Genomic DNA, 18,212 nt, shown 5'->3' on the forward strand with positions numbered 1-18,212 from the left:
TATCTTAAAAGGATTTTGGGTGCTTTAATTATCTATTTTTTTAAATGTTTTAAAATTTCAGCATAAACTCTGTCACAATTTTTTTTATCTGTATATTTTAAAAATTTTGGCTGTAATTTTTCAAATTTCTCTTTTAAATTTTTTTCGTAATTAAAATTATTTTCTGAAATTTTTATAATATTTTCAACACATTTTTCTAAAGTTTTTGCCTGTATTCCAAACAAATCTTTAGTTTTCACATATGAGCCAACTTTTTTATCATATTCATCTTTGTCAAACTGAAAAAATATAATCGGCTTATTTAAATAATAAAAATCATATGCAACGCTGGAATAATCGGTAATTAAAATTTCAGATTTCTCAAGTTCCTGCGTAATTTCAGCTTCAACTGGCAAAATTTTTACATTTTCAGAAAGTTTTATGTTGTCAAAATTTTTTAGGTAATTTTGCATAAGCTGATGTATATAAATATTGAATTTTATATTATTTTTTTTAAGAAATTCGTTTAATTTTGGGTCTGTAATCAAATTTGTAATATTTTTAAAATAATCTGTATCTTCAATTTTTAAATTTTCTGATTTTATCCAATTTCTCCAAGTTGGCATAAAAAGTATTTCTTTTTGGGAACTTTTAACATTATAAAGTTTGTCATATCTGGGATAACCAGTTACAATAGCAGTATTTTCTGGAACTTGCCACCACATTTTAGTTTTTATGTTTTTTTCAAAATTGGAGTCGCAAATGTTTAAATCATAAGATTTTACAATATCTTGAGCAATTTTTTGCGTCTTTTTGTTCATCGGATGATTGACTTTAAATCCAACTGTTCCATGATTTAGGAAAACTTTAAAAATTTTTTTGTGAAATTTTTTCAAAAGCGGGACAACGAAAAGATAAGGAACTATATCAGCAGAAATTGAATGAGAAAATAGTGCAACTTCAGCATTCATAAAATATAAATAACTTTTTATGCTACCTTTAATTAATTTTTTTCCTGGAATTTTTTGAGCTGATTTTGAATTTTTATTAATTACCCAATATTCTTCAATTTCTTCTTTAGCTCTTAAATACTCGTACATTGCACGGCCGTTGTCGACATAAAGTTCACCAGCATTTCCACCGACAATCCAAATTTTTCTATTTTTAAACGAATTTTTTTTAAAAGGGTACAAAATATAGGCAATTAACATATTTGCTAAAAATTTTAGTTTATTCATTTTTCATTTTTTCCTTTCTGTTTTTTTTTTTTTTTTTTGTTATATAATATAATTATAATATAATATTTTTGTATAAAATTATACTATATCTTTAAAAATTTTTCTATACTTTTTTTATCAAAATAATTTTTTTATAATCAAATTATTGACATTATTTGATTTGCAGAATATAATATAAAATGTGATGAAATGAGAACTTAAATTTTTAGGAGGTAACAAAATGGGAATGAGTTTAACTTACAAAATTTTGAAAAACAATTTATTAAAAGGCGAGCTGAAAGCTGGAAATGAAATTGCCGTAAAAGTAAACCAGACACTTACACAAGATTCGACTGGGACGATGGCATATCTTCAGTTAAATGCGATGAATGTTGATAAAGTCGCAACTGATATTTCTGTTGCATATGTTGATCACAATATGCTTCAGTCTAGCTTTGAAAATGCAGACGACCACGAATTTATAAAAACATCGGCTGCAAAACATGGGATAGTTTTCTCAAAACCTGGAAATGGAATTTGCCACAGACTTCATTTAGAGAGATTTGGAAAACCAGGGAAAATTTTAATTGGTTCTGATAGCCACACTCCGACTGGCGGTGGACTTGGAATGTTAGCAATTGGAGCTGGAGGACTTGATGTTGCAATAGGAATGGCAAGAGGTCTTTACTATTTAAAAGTTCCAAAAGTTTATAACATAGAATTGAGAGGAAAATTAAAACCTTGGGTTTCAGCAAAAGATATAATTCTTTATGTTTTAAAAGAACTTAGTGTAAAAGGTGGAGTTGGATTTGTAATGGAATATACTGGAGAAGGGATAAAATCACTTTCTGTAGAAGATAGAGCCACAATTACAAATATGGGAGCTGAATTAGGAGCAACAACTTCTATTTTTCCAAGTGACGAAATTACAAGAGATTTTCTTAAAAAACAGTCAAGAGAATCTGATTTCGTAGAATTATTACCGGACGCAGATGCCGAATATGATAAAAAATTGGTTGTGAATTTGGACGAATTGGTGCCACTTGCAGCATTTCCACACAGTCCAGACAATGTGCACGAAATTCCAGATGAAAAAATAAAAGTTGACCAAATTGCGATAGGTTCTTGCACAAATTCTTCTTATTCAGATTTTATGAAACTTGCAAAAATTCTTGACGGAAAAAAAGTTCATCCAGATGTGAGCTTAGTATTGTCGCCTGGTTCAAGCAATATTATGAAAATGATTTCTGAAAATGGAGCACTTGCTAAATTTATTGGAGCTGGAGCAAGACTTTTGGAAGCAGCTTGTGGACCTTGTATTGGAATGGGACAAGCACCAAAATCACACGGAATTTCGCTTAGAACATTTAATCGTAACTTTAAAGGAAGATGTGGAACAATGAATGCCGAAGTTTATTTGGTAAGTACAGAAACTGCGGCAGCTTCAGCACTTACAGGATATTTGACAGATCCTCGTACTTTAGGTGAAGAAATAATCATTGAACAGCCAGAAAAATTTGAATTTTCAGAAAACTATTTTATTTTCCCAAGCCAAGATGAAAATGAGAGAAAAAATGTAGAAATTGTTATGGGACCAAATATTAAACCATTCCCAATTGGAGATGAGTTAAAAGATACAATTACAAAAAAAGTTATTTTAAAAACTAAAGATAATGTGACAACAGATGATATTTGTCCATCAAATGCGGGATTATTACCATTCCGTTCAAATATTCCAAAATTGTCACAACATTGTTTTGAAACAATAATTCCAGATTTTAAAGAAAGAGCTGAAAAAAATGACGGTGGAATCATAGTTGGTGGAGATAACTATGGACAAGGTTCAAGCCGTGAACACGCAGCACTTCTTCCATTATATTTAGGAATAAAAGCTGTAATTGCTAAATCTTTTGCAAGAATTCACAAGGCAAATTTAATAAATAGTGGAATAATTCCTTTAGAATTTGAAAATCAGAGTGATTACGACGGAATTGACGAATATGATGAATTGCAGTTGACTGATATCGAAAACTCTTTAGCAAAAGGAGAATTTACAGTAAAAAATCTTACAAAAAATAATGAATTTAAAGCAAAATTCAATGGTTCGGCAAGAGAACTTAAAATATTGAAATATGGTGGATACTTGAAATTTGCAGTAAGTGATGAATTTTTAAACTAATTTTTCTTTATAAAAAAATTGTCATTTATTTTTTATAAATGGCAGTTTTTTAAAAATAAAACAAATAAAAAAAGAAGGTGAATTTATGAAAAAAGTTACATTAATTCCTGGAGATGGGATTGGATTTGAAATATCAGAAAGTTTAGAAAAAGTATTTGAAGCAGCAAAAGTTCCAATTGAATTTGAAAAAGAAAACGCTGGGACAACTGTTTATGAAAAAACTGGAGAACTTATACCTGAGAGTTTGTATAAAAGTGTGGAAAAAAACAAAATAGCGATTAAAGGACCGATTACAACACCAATTGGAAAAGGATTTAGAAGCATAAATGTCTATTTGAGAAAAAAATATGACTTGTATTCAAATTTTAGACCATCAAGAACTCTTCCAGGAGTTAAGACGAGATATGACAACATCGACTTGGTAATTTTTAGAGAAAATACAGAAGGACTTTATATTGGAGAAGAAAAATATGAAGATGATAAAAAAAATGTGGCAGTTGCCATAAAAAGAATTACAAAAAAAGGAAGTTACAGAATAATAAAAAATGCTTTTGAATATGCCAAAAAGAATAATATTGATAAAGTGACAGTTGTGCATAAAGCAAATATTTTAAAATTGGCTGACGGAATGTTTTTGAATACCGCAAGAGAAATTTCGCAAGAAGCTGGTTATGAAAATATTAAATTAGAAGAAGTTATAATTGACAATATGTGTATGCAGCTTGTCACAAATCCAGAAAAATATAAAGTTATTGTGACAATGAACTTATATGGAGATATTTTGTCTGATTTGGTTGCAGGACTTGTCGGAGGACTTGGTGTTGCACCAGGAGCAAATATTGGAGATGACATTGCTATATTTGAGGCAGTTCACGGTTCAGCACCTGATATTGCAGGACAAAATAAAGCAAATCCATTAGCAATTCTTTTATCAGGTGTGGAAATGCTGAAATATTTAAAAATGGACGAATTTGCCGAAAAAATTGAAAATGCCATTTTGAAAACATTGGAATCAGGAGTAAAGACAGCTGATTTAGGTGGTGTTGCAACAACTAGTGAATTTACGCAAAAAATTATAGAAAATTTATAAATTTTGCTTGAAGGGAGGAAGCTATTTGAAAAGTGATTTTATACACGAGCTGAGCCTTTTAATACAGGAGCATAATTTCATCTCAAAAGATATTTATGACAAGCTGGATGTTAAAAGAGGACTTAGAAATAAAAATGGAACAGGAGTTTTGGTAGGACTGACAAAAATTGGAGCGGTAATCGGATATTCCGTTGAAGATGGGAAAAAAATTCCGAAAGAAGGTCAGCTTTTTTTTCGTGGAATTCCGCTAAAAAATCTTATTGAAAAATTTAAGGAAAAAGAAAAAAGATTTGCTTTTGAAAAAACAATGTTTTTACTGCTTTTTGGAAAAGTGCCAGAAAATTTTGAACTGAAAATGTTTTTAAGTACATTAAAAGAGTTGCAAAATTTGCCAGAAGAATTTATCGAAGATTTTATTTTGCGAAAACCAAGTATTGACATTATGAATCAGCTTCAAAGAACGGTTTTGTGTCTTTATACTCTTGACCCAAATCCTGATTCTGTAGAATTAAATAATTTGATAAATCAAACTTTAAATTTAATCGCAAAATTTCCAAGTCTTTTGGTTTATTGCTATCAGGCGACCAATTACAAGCATTTTAATAAAAGTTTAATTATTCATAACCCTGTTGAAGAATACAGTGTTGCTGAAAATATACTACATATGTTAAGACCAGATAACAAATTTACTGAGCTTGAAGCGGAAATTTTAGATTTAGTTTTGGTTATTCATTCTGAGCATGGTGGAGGAAATAACTCGACATTTACTTCACATGTGGTTTCTTCGACAAGAACTGACACATATTCGTCAATTTCAGCGTCAATTGGTTCATTAAAAGGACCTATGCACGGTGGAGCAAATTCGATGGTGGCAAAAATGATTCAGGATATCAAGAAAAATTGTAATTATACGGATAGAGAAAAATTAAAAGAATATATAAAAAAGATTTTTCAAAAAGAAGCTTTTGATAAAAAAGGGAAAATTTATGGAATGGGACATGCCATTTACACGCTTTCAGACCCAAGAGCCGTACTTTTAAAAGAAAAGGCTTATGAACTTGCCAAAGATAAAGATTCATTGGAAGAGTTTAAGCTGTTTTCTGATATTGAAGAACTTACAAAAGAAGTTGGAAAAGAATTAAAGGGAGAAGATTTTACGATTTGTGCAAATGTTGACTTATATTCTGGATTTGTCTATAATTTATTAGACATTCCTCAAAATATTTTTACACCACTTTTTGCACTTGCAAGGATTGCCAGTTGGAATGCGCATAGAATTGAGCAGATTATAATTGATAAAAAATTGATTCGACCAGCTTACAAGACAATTGATGAAGAAGGGAATGTCATTTTATAGTTAATTTATATATTTTTACAAGGGGTAAAAGACCCCTTGTTTTTATTTTTTAAGATTTTCACAACTTTCAATAAATTTATCAAATATTTTTTTCATTCCTAAATTTCCTCTAGAAGCCATCATTTCAGGATGCCACTGCACTCCATAAAAAAATGGATAATTTTTATTTTGAATTGCTTCCACAACACCATCATTTGCAGTTGCAATCGAAGTCAATTCTTTTCCCAAATCTTTTATCATTTGATGATGAAATGAATTTGTCCGAGCTTTTTTTCCAAAAATTTCAAATAAAATATTATTTTCTAAAATATTTATGTCGTGTGTCGGCAAATCAGCAAGCCATTTTTGCTTATGCTGAATATTTGTATCTACATATTTTATATCCTGATAAAGAGTTCCGCCGTAAAAGACATTCATCAATTGAAGTCCACGACAAATCCCTAAAATAGGCTTTTTAGTTTTTAAAAATTCTTCCAAAATTGCAAGTTCGAAAGCGTCTCGTTCAGGTGTAATATCTCCTAGCTCTTGAAGGCAGTCTTCGCCGTATAAATTTGGATCAGGATCTCCACCACCTGATAAAATTAGACCGTCAAAATACTTTACTTGTTCTTTTATAACTTCAAGATTGTCTGTAATTGGAAGAATTACAGGAATTCCGCCAGAATTTATTACAGAATTGCTGTAATCAAGTGAAACCATAGTTCTGTTGTCATTTAGTCTATCGGGATTTAAGTCCATCGACGAAGTTATTGCAATAATAGGCTTTTTCATTTTTTTCTTTCCTTTCCTTTTATTTTTTTAAATTTTTAACAATATCTAGCAAGAAGTCTCCCTCTTCTACAAGCGGGAGTAGTTCACTTAATTATTTATTATTATTATTTTATTTTTTTTAATATTTTATATTTTTTTCTTTTTTCTCTTTTATTTTAACTTTTTATTTTATTTATTTATTTTATTTTTTAATTTTTATTTTTTTATTTTCAAAATTTAAATTTTATTTATTTATTTATTTATTTATTTGTTTTCTACTCTTTTATAAAAATTAATAAAATTTTTATAAGTTACCATTTCTATTTCTTTTTGAGAATATCCTCGATTTTTTAGTGCCAAAATTATATTTTTTAATTTTGTCACATCTTCAATTCCACTAAGTCCTTCGCTAGTTTCACCTGTAGGAGTATAATATTCATCAAAATCAAGTCCAAATCCAACTTTATCAAGTCCAATTTTTCCAGCAACATATTCCATGTGCTCAATTAGAGTATCAAGATTTTTTTTATTTTCATTTTGACTCACAAAATTGTGGTAGCTATTCATTCCAACCATTCCTTCGTGTTCTCCAATGCATAAAATCTGGTCGTCAGTCAAGTTTCTAAGAGATGGACAAAGTGTTCTGGAATTTGAGTGCGAGGCAAAAAAAGGTTTTTTTGAATGTTTTGCCACGTCCCAGAAAGTCTTGTCGTTGGCGTGGGATAAATCAAGTAAAATTCCAAGTTCATTTATCACTTTTATGGCATCTATGCCAAGTGGCGTAAGTCCACGGTTTTTATCTCCGCTTTGTCCAGTTGCAAAAGCGTTTGTTTCATTCCAAGTTAGTCCAATGTGGCGAATTCCCAATTGATGAAGTAAATAAATATAGTTAAGATTGTCGCCAATTCCAATTAATCCTTCGATTCCAAGAACAACTCTAAATTTTTTGCTCTTTTCTTTTTCCAAAATTTCAAAATCTTCTGAACTTTTTACAACATGAATTAAATCTTTAGAATAGTGCAATTCTCTGGTCATTGCACAAAGATCTTCCAAAAAATATTTTTCAATATTTTCAACTTTTCTAAAATCAATATAAATTACAAAAATTCCTCCAAAAAGTCCACCTTCCAGAAATTTTTTTTCATATTTTTTTCTAATTACATCAAAATTTCCCTTTTGATACTCCCAAAAATTATCAGTCCAAACATCAGCGTGCATATCAAAAATCATAATTTTCCTTCTTTCTTTTTTTCTATTTCTTTTTTTTCTTTATTTTATTTTATTTTATTTTTCTTTTTTTCTTTATATTTAGTTATATTTATTTATATATTTCTTTTATCTGTTAATTTTATATTTTTTTCTTTTTTTCTCTTTTTTAAACTCTTTTTTTAGCTATTTTTTAAAATAAATTTTGATATTATCAAAATTTTTGTCAATATTTATTGTACATTCTGCTCCCAGTGGCAAAGTTACTAAATCTGGTTTTTTATGGCCACATTCGATTCCAGTAATGACAGGCTTTTTAAAATCTTTAAAAAAATTATTTAAAAAATCATCCAAAGTGTAATTTGGGTCGTAAGTGTTTTCACAGCCGTCAAAATTTCCAAATAAAACGGCACGGCAGTCGTCAAATTTTCCAGAAAGTTTTAAATGTGTCATCATTCTGTCAATTCGGCTAATTTCTTCTTCAATTTCTTCGATAAACAAAATTTTATCTTTTGTATCAATTTCATAATCAGTTCCAAGCATTGTAACAAGTAAAGATAAATTTCCTCCAATTAATTCACCTTGTATTTCTCTAAATTTACTTTTAATTTCTTTTTTTATTTGTTCTTTATTTTCTTTTTCTTTTTCTTTCGCTATTCTTTCTTTCTCTATTACTTCTTTTTCTCTTTTGATTTCAATTTCGATAAAATTATTTTTATTTAATAAATTTAATTTTTTTGAATTTGGATTTTCAAGTTCCCATTTTTCTTCATTTTTCTTATTTATTGAAAAAAGAAAAGATTTTTTTGTAAATTCGTTAAAATCATAAAGCATATTTGATCTTATCATTGGACCGTGGTATGTTCCAAGCTCGCATTTTTGGTTAAAGACGACATTTAAGTTAGTGACATCGCTGTAGCCGACAAAAAGTTTTGGATTTTTTTTAATTAGCTCATAGTCGATTTTATCTAAAAGCTGTGAAGAAGAAAATCCGCCTTTTACACAAAAAATAGCTTTTATTTCAGGGTTTGAAAATGCTTCGTGCAAATCATTTATCCGAATATCAGCGCTTCCTGCCATATATCCTCCAATATTTTGAGAAAGGCTTTTTCCAGCGACAGGATAAAATCCAAGATTTTTTATAATTTGTTTACACTTTTCTATTTCTTCTGGTAAAATAGGCGAAGAAGTGCATATTAAAAAAACTTTATCGCCATATTTAGGCGCTTGTGGAAATTTTATCATCTTTTTCTCCTTTTAATTTTACAATTTTTTTATTAAATTTTGTTTTTGAATAAAATTTTTTTCGACAATAATTTTTCCAATTTTATTTTTAAAGTCAAAAATTTCATCTTGAAATTCCAAAAAATACGGTTTCAAAAATTTATTTATCTCAAGAACTGCTTTAATTTCCCCCTTGTTTTCAAAAATATTTTCCAAATGCTCTAAGACAATTTTTTTTGTATTATCAAATGTCTTAACAGTTTTTATTTCCCCGGTTTGTAAAAATTCCCTTGCTTGAGCGATCAGCCAAGGATTTCCAATAACTCCTCTTGAGAGCATAATTCCATCCAAATTACATTTTTTAACTTGTTCTTTTATAAATTTTGGCTCAAATAAATCTCCGTTTCCAAAAAATTCTGTATTTCGTGGAAGTTTACTTAAATTTGAAACAATTTCCCAATTTGCTGTGCCAGAATAAAATTGATTTTGTGTTCTACCGTGAACGCAGATAAAATCAAGATTGTATTTATTTGCCAAATCCAAAAAAATTTCTGGATTGTTAAAATTTTTGTAGCCAGTCCGAATTTTTATTGAAAGTTTTGTGTCCGAATTTAATTTTGGAAGCAATTCTGAAAAAAGTTCGTCCATTAAATTATAATTTTCCAAAAGTGCTGAACCCGCTCCATTTTTTATAATTTTTGGCTGTGGACAACCCATATTTATATTAATTTTTTTAAACCCAATTTTTTCTAATTTTAAAATTCCTAAAAAAAGTTCGTTTTTATCGCCACCAAAAATCTGTGTTCCAGTTTTTTCTTTGTCATCGCACTTCAAAAGTTCGTTAATAGTGGCTTCATTTTCACGATTTAATAAATTGGCATTGACCATTTCTGTAAATAAAAGATCTGGATTAAATTTTTCCATTATTTTTCTAAAGGAATAATCGGTAATTCCCGACATTGGAGCTACATATATTTTCATTTTTTCTCCTAGATTTTTTATTTATTATATAATTTAAAATAAAAAAAATCAAATTAAAATTTTTTTGTAATATATATTACAGATTTTTTTTTAAAAATATGATAAAATCTTACTCGAAAGAAAAAAATATTTAAAATAAATATTTAAAGCAAGTATTTTTAAATATAAAAATTATTATTATTTTTTTAAATAATAAAAAATAATTAAATTAAATTAAAATAAACTAAATTTAACTTAACTTAACTTAACTCAACTAAATCTAAAGAAAAAAAGACTTGTTTTTAAATTTAATAAAAAAAATATTTTATTTATAAAAAAATCTAAAATTAATTTTTAAATGTGAGGGGAAAAATATGAAAGATTTACTGAATAAAACGCTATATGATATTATAAATGACGATCCAAAAATATATGATTTTTTCATTACAAATGGATTTGATACTCTTAAAAATAAAAAAATGCTTCAAATTATGGGGAAAAATATAAAATTGGGAATGGCATTAAAAACAAAAAAAATTAATCCCGAATTATTTCTGGAAAAACTAAATGCTTTTTTAAAAAAAGATAGTGAAGTCGATATTTCGCTTGAAGAAAATGAAGTTAATAAAGGCAAAGCTAGTAAAAACGATGTTTTGATTGAAGGAGTTTTGCCATGTCCGATTAGAATTCCGCTATTGGAAGGAATTAAAGCATGGGTTGACGCTCAAAATAAAAAAAATGATTACACAATTAAATATGAATTGCAGTCTGCAAATTTAGGACTTGACTGGGTTGTTGAAAAAGTTAAGACTGGAGATGCAAATGAAGTTCCAGATGTTTTGTTGTCAGCTGGATTTGAGCTTTTTTTTGATAAAAATTTGATGGGTCAATATATGGAAAATGGAATTTTTGAAACATATTTTGAAAATATGAATAAAGATTTTTGCAATGAAAATATTGATTTGCGAGATCCTAAAAAAAGATATGCAATAATGGGAGTTGTTCCAGCCGTATTTTTGGTAAACAAAACTGCTCTAAAAGATAGAAAAGTGCCACATACTTGGGATGAGATTTTATCCGATGAATTTGAAAATTCGGTCGCACTTCCAATGGCGGATTTGGATTTATTTAATGCATTAATCGTGATGATTTATAAAGAGTATGGAATGGATGGAATTAAAAAACTTGCAAAATCTTACAAAAAAAATCTTCATCCAGCACAAATGGTAAAAGCTAGGACAAAAGCGCAAGAAGCACCGGCAATAAGCATTATTCCATACTTTTTTTCACAAATGGTAAATGGAGCGAGTGATTTAGAAGTTGTCTGGCCAAAAGATGGAGCTCTTTTAAGTCCGATTTTTATGATTACAAAAAAAGAAAAAGCGGATAAAATTAAACCATTTTTAGATTTATTTTTGTCGGAAAAAATTGGAAATTTATTTTCAGCAAATGGAAAATTTCCTACAACAAATCCAAATGTTGACAATCACTTGGAAGAAAATCAAAATTTTAAATGGGTTGGCTGGGATTTTATTTACAAAAACGATGTAGGAAAAATTATTCGTGATGGAGAAAAATTATTTGACGAAGAAATAAAAAAATATTTTTAATAAATTAGGAGAAAATTATGAATTTAGTTATATTTTCAGGACCGCCATCTTCAGGAAAAACAAGCGTTATCTTGAAAACGGTCGATGCATTAAAAAAACAAGGAATGTCAGTTGGTGTAGTAAAATTTGATTGTCTATATACAGATGACGACAAATTGTATGAAAAAGCGGGAATTCCAGTGAAAAAAGGGATTTCAGGAGCTTTGTGTCCAGATCATTTTTTCGTATCGAATATCGAGGAAGTTGTGCAATGGGGAAGAAGTTTGGGATTATCGGTTTTAATTACAGAATCAGCGGGATTGTGTAATCGTTGTTCGCCATACATCAAAGATATAAAAGGAGTTTGTGTAATTGATAATTTATCAGGAATTAATACGCCTAAAAAAATTGGTCCAATGTTAAAATCAGCTGATATTGTCATCATCACAAAAGGGGACATCGTTTCTCAAGCAGAAAGAGAAGTATTTGCGTCGAGAGTTAATTCAGTAAATCCGACAGCTGTAACAATGCATGTGAATGGTTTGACAGGACAAGGAGCTTATGAATTGAGCACATTGTTGTATGAAAAAGAAAAAGAAATTGAAACAGTTCAAGGGAAAAAACTTAGATTTCCAATGCCTTCAGCACTTTGTTCGTATTGCTTAGGTGAAACAAGAATAGGTGAAAAATATCAAATGGGAAATGTTAGAAAAATGAATTTAGGTGGTGTGAATGAATAGAAATTTAGTGGATAAACTTTCGATGAGAGAATTAATAGAAAAATATCCGTTTGCTGAAAATTTTTTCGTTGAAAATAATATAATTATTGAAGGATATGAAGACGAAACTTTTAGTAAGTTTTTGAAAATGTTTACAGAAGAGCAAAAAGAAGACATGGCACTTGATGTGGAAAATATTGAGATTTCGTTAATTGAATATGTTGAGCAAATGAAATTATTTTTGGGAATGGAAGAAGAAACAGGTGTTGAAACGCTTACAATTTTGGCTGGACAAGACAAAACAGGAAATCCAGAAGGATTTGGAAGATTAGATATTCATAAATCAGAAATAATTTCAATCGTAGGACCAACAGGTTCAGGAAAATCAAGATTATTAGCTGACATCGAATGGACGGCACAAAAAGATACGCCAACTCAAAGAGAAATTTTAATAAATAACGAATCTCCTGACAAAAAATGGAGATTTTCATCAAATAATAAATTAGTTGCTCAATTATCGCAAAATATGAATTTTGTTATGGATTTGTCGGTTAAAGAATTTTTGGAATTACATGCTAAAAGCCGTATGGTTGAAGATGTGGAAGCTGTAACAGAAAAAATAATTTTAGAAGCAAATAAATTAGCAGGAGAAAAGTTTAACCTAGATACAGCAATCACAGCCTTAAGTGGAGGACAATCAAGAGCATTAATGATCGCCGACACAGCAATTTTAAGTTCTTCTCCAATCGTTTTAATTGACGAAATTGAAAATGCTGGAATTGATAGAAAAAAAGCATTAGAATTATTAGTTTCTGCAGATAAAATAGTCTTAATGGCAACTCACGATCCAACACTAGCTCTAATTGCAAATAAAAGAGTAATCATAAAAAATGGTGGAATTGCTAAAATAATCAAAACTTCTCCAGAAGAAAAAGAAATCTTAAAAGAATTAGACAAAATGGATGAAAAAATTCAAAAAATGAGAGCAAATTTGAGAAATGGGGAAATCTTGAAATTGGAAACTTTAAAACTTTAAAATCTAAAATTATAAATAAAAAAATATATTGCTAAAATTAAATGCAATATATTTTTATTTTAAAAACTTTTATTTTTCTTCAGCCATCACAAGTTCTGCAAGTTTTCCATCCACAACTTTTATTAATTCTTTGGTTTTAACTTCCATTTGAAGTCCTCGCTTTCCAGCGGAAACAACTATTTTATCAAACATTTTTGCTTCTGTATCAAAAAAAGTCTTGTATTTTTTCTTCATTCCAACAGGAGAACATCCTCCACGAATGTAGCCAGTATTTTTTTCAAGTTCAGAAAGTGGAAGTAGATCAATATTTTTTTCATCACAGGCTTTTGCCACTTTTTTTAAGTCCAAATGTTTCTCGCTTTGAATGACACAGACAAAAAGCTCTTTACTTTTCCCTTTTAACACAATCGTCTTAAAAATTCTGTCGGCTAATTCTGGAAAATGATTGCCAACTTCGACTCCTACATGTTTATCTTCACTCCATTCGTAAGTGTGAATATCATAATGAATTTTTTGTTTGTCCAAAATTCTAAGTGCATTTGTTTTCGGTATTTTATGTTTCATACTTGTAAATCTCCTAATAATAAAATTTTTTATTTTTCTATATTAATATTATAACAAAAACTATTTTATTTTTAAATAAAAAAATAATCTTGAAATAAAAATATAATTTAATAAAATTATGCTTGAAAAATACTGTATACCCTGTTATAATTATAGAAAATATCTTGAAAGGTTAAAAGATGGATGGATAAAAATTTAATAATACCAAATCATATAGCAATTATTATGGATGGAAATGGAAGATGGGCAAAAAAGCGTGGAAAAATAAGATTGGAGGGGCATAGATCTGGAGCAGCTAGTCTTGAGAGAATTTTAAGATATGCCGGAGAAATTGGAGTGAAATATTTGACTGTTTATGCTTTTTCAACTGAGAACTGGAAGCGTCCTCAAAAGGAAGTAAATGGTCTTATGGATTTATTTGGAAAATATTTGGATAAAGAGAAAAAAAATCTTAAAAAGCAAGGTGTGAAGTTAGTTGTGACAGGGGAGAAAGAAAATATTTCTCCAAAACTTCTAAAAAAAATTGAAGATACACAAAAATTTTTGGAAGATTGTGAAAAAATAACTTTTAATATTGCTTTTAATTATGGCGGAAGAAGGGAAATTGTAAGTGCGGTAAATAAAATTTTGAGTGAAAATGAAACAAAAAAAATCGAAAAAATTACAGAAGAAGAGTTTTCAAAATATATGTACCGACCAGAAATCCCAGATCCAGAACTTGTAATCAGAACGAGTGGCGAATTTAGGATAAGTAATTTTTTGCTTTGGGAAATTGCCTATTCGGAGTTTTATATAACAGATGTTTTCTGGCCTGATTTTGATGAAAATGAATTAGATAAAGCGATTTTATCCTTTAATAAAAGGGATAGAAGATACGGAGGGCTGAATGTTAAGTAGATTATTTATTATTTTGTTGTTTGTACCTTTCCTTTTATGGATATTTTTAAAAGGAAATCTGATGTTTTTGGTGTTTACTCTTGTAATAATTGGAATATCGCTTTTTGAATTTTACAAAATGCTAAAGGACAAGGGCTTTGAAGTGGCAAGCAGGATTGGAATGGGACTTGGGCTGTTTTTACCTGTTGCGATATATTTTCAGGAAAATTCAAAAAATATTTTTTCGTATTTTAAATTTGAACTTTTTAAGCAAATTAACTTTGATATGGGAGGATTTATCGTATTTGCAATAATTCTTCTGTCTTTAAGGCAAGTTTTCAAAGTAAAAATTCACAATGCAATGGCAGAAATTTCCTACACTTTATTTGGAATAATTTATGTTTCGTATTTATTTTCACATATTTTATTATTAAAATACGAATTTCCAAATGGAAATATTCTAGTTGTAATGACATTTATGCTAATTTGGGCATGTGATATTTCCGCTTACCTTGTCGGAATGGCAATCGGCGGGAAAATATTCAAGCACAGGCTTGCTCCAAAAATCAGTCCGAAAAAATCAATCGAAGGTGCAATAGCAGGAATTTTGGGAGTATTTTTAGTGATTTTATCATTTGATAAAATATATTTATTTATTGCAAATTTTGTCTGCGGAATTTCATTTTTAACAAAAACTTGTTCCGTAAATTACGACTATGTCGCCATCGGTGGACTAAAAGCCTTTATTTTGGCACTTGCAATTGGAGTTTTTGCCGAATTGGGAGATTTGGTGGAATCTAAGATAAAAAGAGAATTGGAAGTTAAAGATTCTGGGAATTTGCTTTTGGGACATGGCGGATTTTTGGATAGATTTGACAGTGCATTGTTTGTATTGCCGATTGTTTATTATTTTATGAAATATGTTGCATATTTATAATTTATAAAAATTAAAGAAAATTAAGAAATAAGGAGAAAAAATAAAAAGATGACAGAATTAGAAATTAAACAAGAAGTAGAAAGACAATTTAATATTTTAAGTCGCGGGTGCGATGAAGTAATTAATGAAAATGAATTTAAGAAAAAGTTGGAAAAATCAATTTCAACAAATACTCCATTAAGGGTAAAATTAGGGATTGATCCGACTGGTTCTGATTTGCACTTGGGACATGCGGTACCTTTGAGAAAATTGAAACAGTTTCAAGATTTGGGGCACGATGTGTTTTTCTTGATTGGAACTTTCACTGGAAGAATTGGAGATCCAACTGGAAAATCTGAAACTAGAAAAATGTTGTCAGAAGAACAAGTTATGGAAAATATTAAAACATATTTGGATCAAGTAAAATTAATTTTGGATTTAGATAAAATTAATGTTGTTTACAATGCTGACTGGCTAGAAAAATTATCGTTATCAGATGCGTTGAATTTGTTGTCACAATTTACAGTTTCACAAATGATTTCGAGAGAAGATTTTTCAAAAAGATTATCTGAAAATAAACCAGTTTCATTGATTGAGTTTATGTATCCAATTTTACAAGGTTATGATTCAGTAGAATTACATGCTGATGTGGAATTAGGTGCGACTGAACAAAAATTCAATTTGTTAAGAGGAAGAGATTTACAGAAAAACTTTGGTCAAGAGCAACAAATTTGTATGATAATGCCGATTTTGGTTGGACTTGATGGAGTAGAAAAAATGTCGAAATCATTAGGAAACTACATTGGTGTAAAAGATACGCCAAACGATATGTTTGGAAAAGTTATGTCAATTTCAGATGAATTGATGGAAAACTATTACACAATGATAACTGATGTTCCTTTTGAAAAAATTGAAGAAATTAAAGCACAAATCGCAGATGGAAGTTTACATCCAATGGAAGCTAAAAAACAATTGGGAGCAGAAGTTGTAAAAATTTACTACGGTGAAGAAGCGGCTAAAGAAGCGAGAGATTGGTTTGAAAATGTATTCAGTAAGAGAAACTTAAATGTTGACTTGCCTGAAATTGAGTTGGAATATAAAGAAGTTGGAATTATTGATTTATTAGTAAAAGAAACAGGGTTGATGAAAACAACAAGTGAAGCTAGAAGATTAATTCAACAAGGTGGATTCAAAATAAATGATGAGCCAATAAAAGATGTGAAAGCTACAGTTGTTCTTGAAAGTGGAATGATTGTGAGAGCTGGGAAGAAAAAAATTGTTAAAGTGAAATAATAATTTAAAAAAAATAAAAAAAGTAAAGTTTTGATTTTGAAATTATCAAATTATTATAAAAATAAAAAAATTACTCATTTAAAAATTTAAGTAAAAGTTTAAGTGAGTAATTTTTATTTTAACAAAAATTCAAAATTCTTTGTATCAAGATATTTATATTTTTATAATAAGTTTATTCCATTTTCACGGCAAACTTTTTTAATATCTTCAGTCCAGAATGAAGCTTGAACTTCTCCAATGTGTGCTTTTTGCAAAAAGAACATGCAAATTCTTGATTGTCCAATTCCACCACCGATTGTTAGCGGTAATTCTCCATTTAAAAGTTGTTTGTGGAAATCTAATTCTTTTCTTTCTTCCAAATTCAATTCTTTTAATTGTCTCTCTAGTGCGTCTTTGTCAACACGGATTCCCATTGAAGATAATTCCAATGAATGATTTAAAGCAGGATCCCACAAAATCAAGTCTCCGTTTAATTCCCAGTCATCATAGTCTGGAGCACGACCGTCGTGTCTTTGTCCAGAAGCTAAAACTTTTCCAATTTGCATAACGAAAATTGCTCCCCTACTTTTTGCAAATTCATTTTCTCTTTCTTCTGGAGTTAAATTTGGATATAAATTTTCTAATTCTTGTGAAGTTATGAAAGTAACTTCATTTGGTAAATTGATTTTTACTTTTTCAAATCTAGCACTAAGTTCTCTTTCTGTATTTAAAAAGACTTTGTATATTTTTCTAACAGTTTCTTTTAAAAAATCAAAATTTCTATCTTCTTTTGTGATAACTTTTTCCCAATCCCATTGGTCAACATAGATTGAGTGTGTGTTGTCCATGTTTTCATCTCTTCTAATTGCGTTCATATCTGTATAAATTCCTTGTCCTACAGGAACTTTATATCTTTTTAACGCCATTCTTTTCCATTTTGCAAGTGAATGTACGATTTCTAATGTTTCGCCAGGAACTTCTTTTGTTTCAAATGCAACTGGTCTTTCCACGCCATTTAGGTTGTCATTTAACCCCGAAGCCTTTTTTACGAATAACGGTGCCGATATTCTTGTTAAATTTAATGCGCTTGAAAGTTCTTTTTCAAAAAAATCTTTTACGAACTTAATCGCAATTTCTGTTTCCATTATCCCGTATTTTGGGTCATAACCTTCTGGTATAAAAATACTTGACATAATTTTTCTCCTTCTTTTCTCAAATTTTATTTTTTCTACCCGTTTATGTTAGCAAAATTCTAAATTTTTGTCAAATTTTTTTATT

16 protein-coding genes are annotated in these 18,212 nt (G+C 29.1%); 9 read left to right on the plus strand and 7 right to left on the minus strand.

What is annotated here, in order from left to right:
• Nucleotides 1-32: 32 nt before the first annotated feature.
• Complete coding sequence (locus tag J5A73_RS01975; RefSeq protein ID WP_211616163.1) at nt 33-1,217, minus strand: CDP-glycerol glycerophosphotransferase family protein; 1,185 nt, start codon at nt 1,215-1,217, stop codon at nt 33-35.
• A 220-nt stretch (nt 1,218-1,437) separates the two neighbouring features.
• Between J5A73_RS01975 and J5A73_RS01980 the strand changes: the two genes are divergently transcribed.
• The 3 genes from J5A73_RS01980 to J5A73_RS01990 all read left to right on the plus strand — a co-directional run bounded on the left by J5A73_RS01980 (nt 1,438) and on the right by J5A73_RS01990 (nt 5,822).
• A complete protein-coding gene (locus J5A73_RS01980; protein WP_211616164.1) occupies nt 1,438-3,375 on the plus strand; it encodes an aconitate hydratase in 1,938 nt (645 codons plus the stop codon).
• Between the two features lie 85 nt (nt 3,376-3,460).
• The gene (locus J5A73_RS01985; RefSeq protein ID WP_211616166.1) at nt 3,461-4,465 is read left to right on the plus strand and encodes an isocitrate/isopropylmalate dehydrogenase family protein; all 1,005 of its coding nucleotides are present in this window, start codon (nt 3,461-3,463) and stop codon (nt 4,463-4,465) included.
• Between the two features lie 25 nt (nt 4,466-4,490).
• Nucleotides 4,491-5,822, plus strand: coding sequence for a citrate synthase (locus J5A73_RS01990; protein ID WP_211616168.1), 1,332 nt, complete (start codon nt 4,491-4,493; stop codon nt 5,820-5,822).
• Between the two features lie 42 nt (nt 5,823-5,864).
• On the opposite strand, the gene J5A73_RS01995 is transcribed toward J5A73_RS01990, so the two are convergent.
• The 4 genes from J5A73_RS01995 to J5A73_RS02010 form a co-directional block, all read right to left on the minus strand.
• A complete protein-coding gene (locus tag J5A73_RS01995; protein ID WP_211616170.1) occupies nt 5,865-6,593 on the minus strand; it encodes a gamma-glutamyl-gamma-aminobutyrate hydrolase family protein in 729 nt (242 codons plus the stop codon).
• A gap of 243 nt (nt 6,594-6,836) precedes the next feature.
• The gene (locus J5A73_RS02000) at nt 6,837-7,802 is read right to left on the minus strand and encodes a dipeptidase (protein WP_211616172.1); all 966 of its coding nucleotides are present in this window, start codon (nt 7,800-7,802) and stop codon (nt 6,837-6,839) included.
• Between the two features lie 162 nt (nt 7,803-7,964).
• A complete protein-coding gene (locus tag J5A73_RS02005) occupies nt 7,965-9,023 on the minus strand; it encodes an LD-carboxypeptidase (RefSeq protein ID WP_249069343.1) in 1,059 nt (352 codons plus the stop codon).
• Nucleotides 9,024-9,041: 18 nt separating this feature from the next.
• The gene (locus J5A73_RS02010; protein ID WP_211616174.1) at nt 9,042-9,983 is read right to left on the minus strand and encodes a tRNA-dihydrouridine synthase; all 942 of its coding nucleotides are present in this window, start codon (nt 9,981-9,983) and stop codon (nt 9,042-9,044) included.
• Between the two features lie 353 nt (nt 9,984-10,336).
• On the opposite strand from J5A73_RS02010, the gene J5A73_RS02015 reads away from it, so the two are divergent.
• From J5A73_RS02015 to J5A73_RS02025, 3 genes are all read left to right on the plus strand, one after another.
• Nucleotides 10,337-11,572: an ABC transporter substrate-binding protein gene (locus tag J5A73_RS02015; RefSeq protein WP_211616176.1), complete on the plus strand. Its 1,236-nt coding sequence runs from the start codon at nt 10,337-10,339 to the stop codon at nt 11,570-11,572.
• Nucleotides 11,573-11,589: 17 nt separating this feature from the next.
• The gene (locus J5A73_RS02020) at nt 11,590-12,291 is read left to right on the plus strand and encodes a GTP-binding protein (RefSeq protein ID WP_211616178.1); all 702 of its coding nucleotides are present in this window, start codon (nt 11,590-11,592) and stop codon (nt 12,289-12,291) included.
• Between the two features lie 208 nt (nt 12,292-12,499).
• Nucleotides 12,500-13,306: an ATP-binding cassette domain-containing protein gene (locus J5A73_RS02025; RefSeq protein WP_211617242.1), complete on the plus strand. Its 807-nt coding sequence runs from the start codon at nt 12,500-12,502 to the stop codon at nt 13,304-13,306.
• Between the two features lie 69 nt (nt 13,307-13,375).
• On the opposite strand, the gene ybaK is transcribed toward J5A73_RS02025, so the two are convergent.
• Entirely contained in the window at nt 13,376-13,870 is a 495-nt protein-coding gene (ybaK, locus tag J5A73_RS02030) for a Cys-tRNA(Pro) deacylase (protein WP_211616180.1), read from the minus strand.
• 183 nt (nt 13,871-14,053) lie between these two features.
• Between ybaK and J5A73_RS02035 the strand changes: the two genes are divergently transcribed.
• The 3 genes from J5A73_RS02035 to tyrS are packed head-to-tail and all read left to right on the plus strand — an operon-like array spanning nt 14,054 to nt 16,955.
• Nucleotides 14,054-14,767, plus strand: coding sequence for an isoprenyl transferase (locus tag J5A73_RS02035; RefSeq protein ID WP_211616182.1), 714 nt, complete (start codon nt 14,054-14,056; stop codon nt 14,765-14,767).
• Entirely contained in the window at nt 14,757-15,683 is a 927-nt protein-coding gene (locus J5A73_RS02040) for a phosphatidate cytidylyltransferase (protein WP_147002864.1), read from the plus strand. The genes J5A73_RS02035 and J5A73_RS02040 overlap by 11 nt, the downstream gene beginning before the upstream one ends.
• Nucleotides 15,684-15,731: 48 nt before the next feature.
• Entirely contained in the window at nt 15,732-16,955 is a 1,224-nt protein-coding gene (gene tyrS, locus J5A73_RS02045) for a tyrosine--tRNA ligase (protein WP_211616184.1), read from the plus strand.
• Between the two features lie 161 nt (nt 16,956-17,116).
• Here tyrS and asnA read toward each other — a convergent pair whose 3' ends face one another.
• Nucleotides 17,117-18,127: an aspartate--ammonia ligase gene (gene asnA, locus J5A73_RS02050; RefSeq protein ID WP_211616186.1), complete on the minus strand. Its 1,011-nt coding sequence runs from the start codon at nt 18,125-18,127 to the stop codon at nt 17,117-17,119.
• Nucleotides 18,128-18,212 lie beyond the last annotated feature (85 nt).

Origin of the sequence: Leptotrichia sp. oral taxon 218 (genome assembly GCF_018128225.1) — a bacterium.
GTDB lineage: Bacteria > Fusobacteriota > Fusobacteriia > Fusobacteriales > Leptotrichiaceae > Leptotrichia.

Excerpts from the sequence above, each read along its gene's own strand:
- J5A73_RS01975 (WP_211616163.1), bottom strand. The coding sequence starts at position 1,217 with ATGAATAAACTAAAATTTTTAGCAAATATGTTAATTGCCTATATTTTG.
- J5A73_RS01980 (WP_211616164.1), top strand. The coding sequence starts at position 1,438 with ATGGGAATGAGTTTAACTTACAAAATTTTGAAAAACAATTTATTAAAA.
- J5A73_RS01985 (WP_211616166.1), top strand. The coding sequence starts at position 3,461 with ATGAAAAAAGTTACATTAATTCCTGGAGATGGGATTGGATTTGAAATA.
- J5A73_RS01995 (WP_211616170.1), bottom strand. The coding sequence starts at position 6,593 with ATGAAAAAGCCTATTATTGCAATAACTTCGTCGATGGACTTAAATCCC.
- J5A73_RS02000 (WP_211616172.1), bottom strand. The coding sequence starts at position 7,802 with ATGATTTTTGATATGCACGCTGATGTTTGGACTGATAATTTTTGGGAG.
- J5A73_RS02005 (WP_249069343.1), bottom strand. The coding sequence starts at position 9,023 with ATGATAAAATTTCCACAAGCGCCTAAATATGGCGATAAAGTTTTTTTA.
- J5A73_RS02010 (WP_211616174.1), bottom strand. The coding sequence starts at position 9,983 with ATGAAAATATATGTAGCTCCAATGTCGGGAATTACCGATTATTCCTTT.
- J5A73_RS02015 (WP_211616176.1), top strand. The coding sequence starts at position 10,337 with ATGAAAGATTTACTGAATAAAACGCTATATGATATTATAAATGACGAT.
- J5A73_RS02020 (WP_211616178.1), top strand. The coding sequence starts at position 11,590 with ATGAATTTAGTTATATTTTCAGGACCGCCATCTTCAGGAAAAACAAGC.
- J5A73_RS02025 (WP_211617242.1), top strand. The coding sequence starts at position 12,500 with ATGAAATTATTTTTGGGAATGGAAGAAGAAACAGGTGTTGAAACGCTT.
- ybaK (WP_211616180.1), bottom strand. The coding sequence starts at position 13,870 with ATGAAACATAAAATACCGAAAACAAATGCACTTAGAATTTTGGACAAA.
- J5A73_RS02035 (WP_211616182.1), top strand. The coding sequence starts at position 14,054 with ATGGATAAAAATTTAATAATACCAAATCATATAGCAATTATTATGGAT.
- J5A73_RS02040 (WP_147002864.1), top strand. The coding sequence starts at position 14,757 with ATGTTAAGTAGATTATTTATTATTTTGTTGTTTGTACCTTTCCTTTTA.
- tyrS (WP_211616184.1), top strand. The coding sequence starts at position 15,732 with ATGACAGAATTAGAAATTAAACAAGAAGTAGAAAGACAATTTAATATT.
- asnA (WP_211616186.1), bottom strand. The coding sequence starts at position 18,127 with ATGTCAAGTATTTTTATACCAGAAGGTTATGACCCAAAATACGGGATA.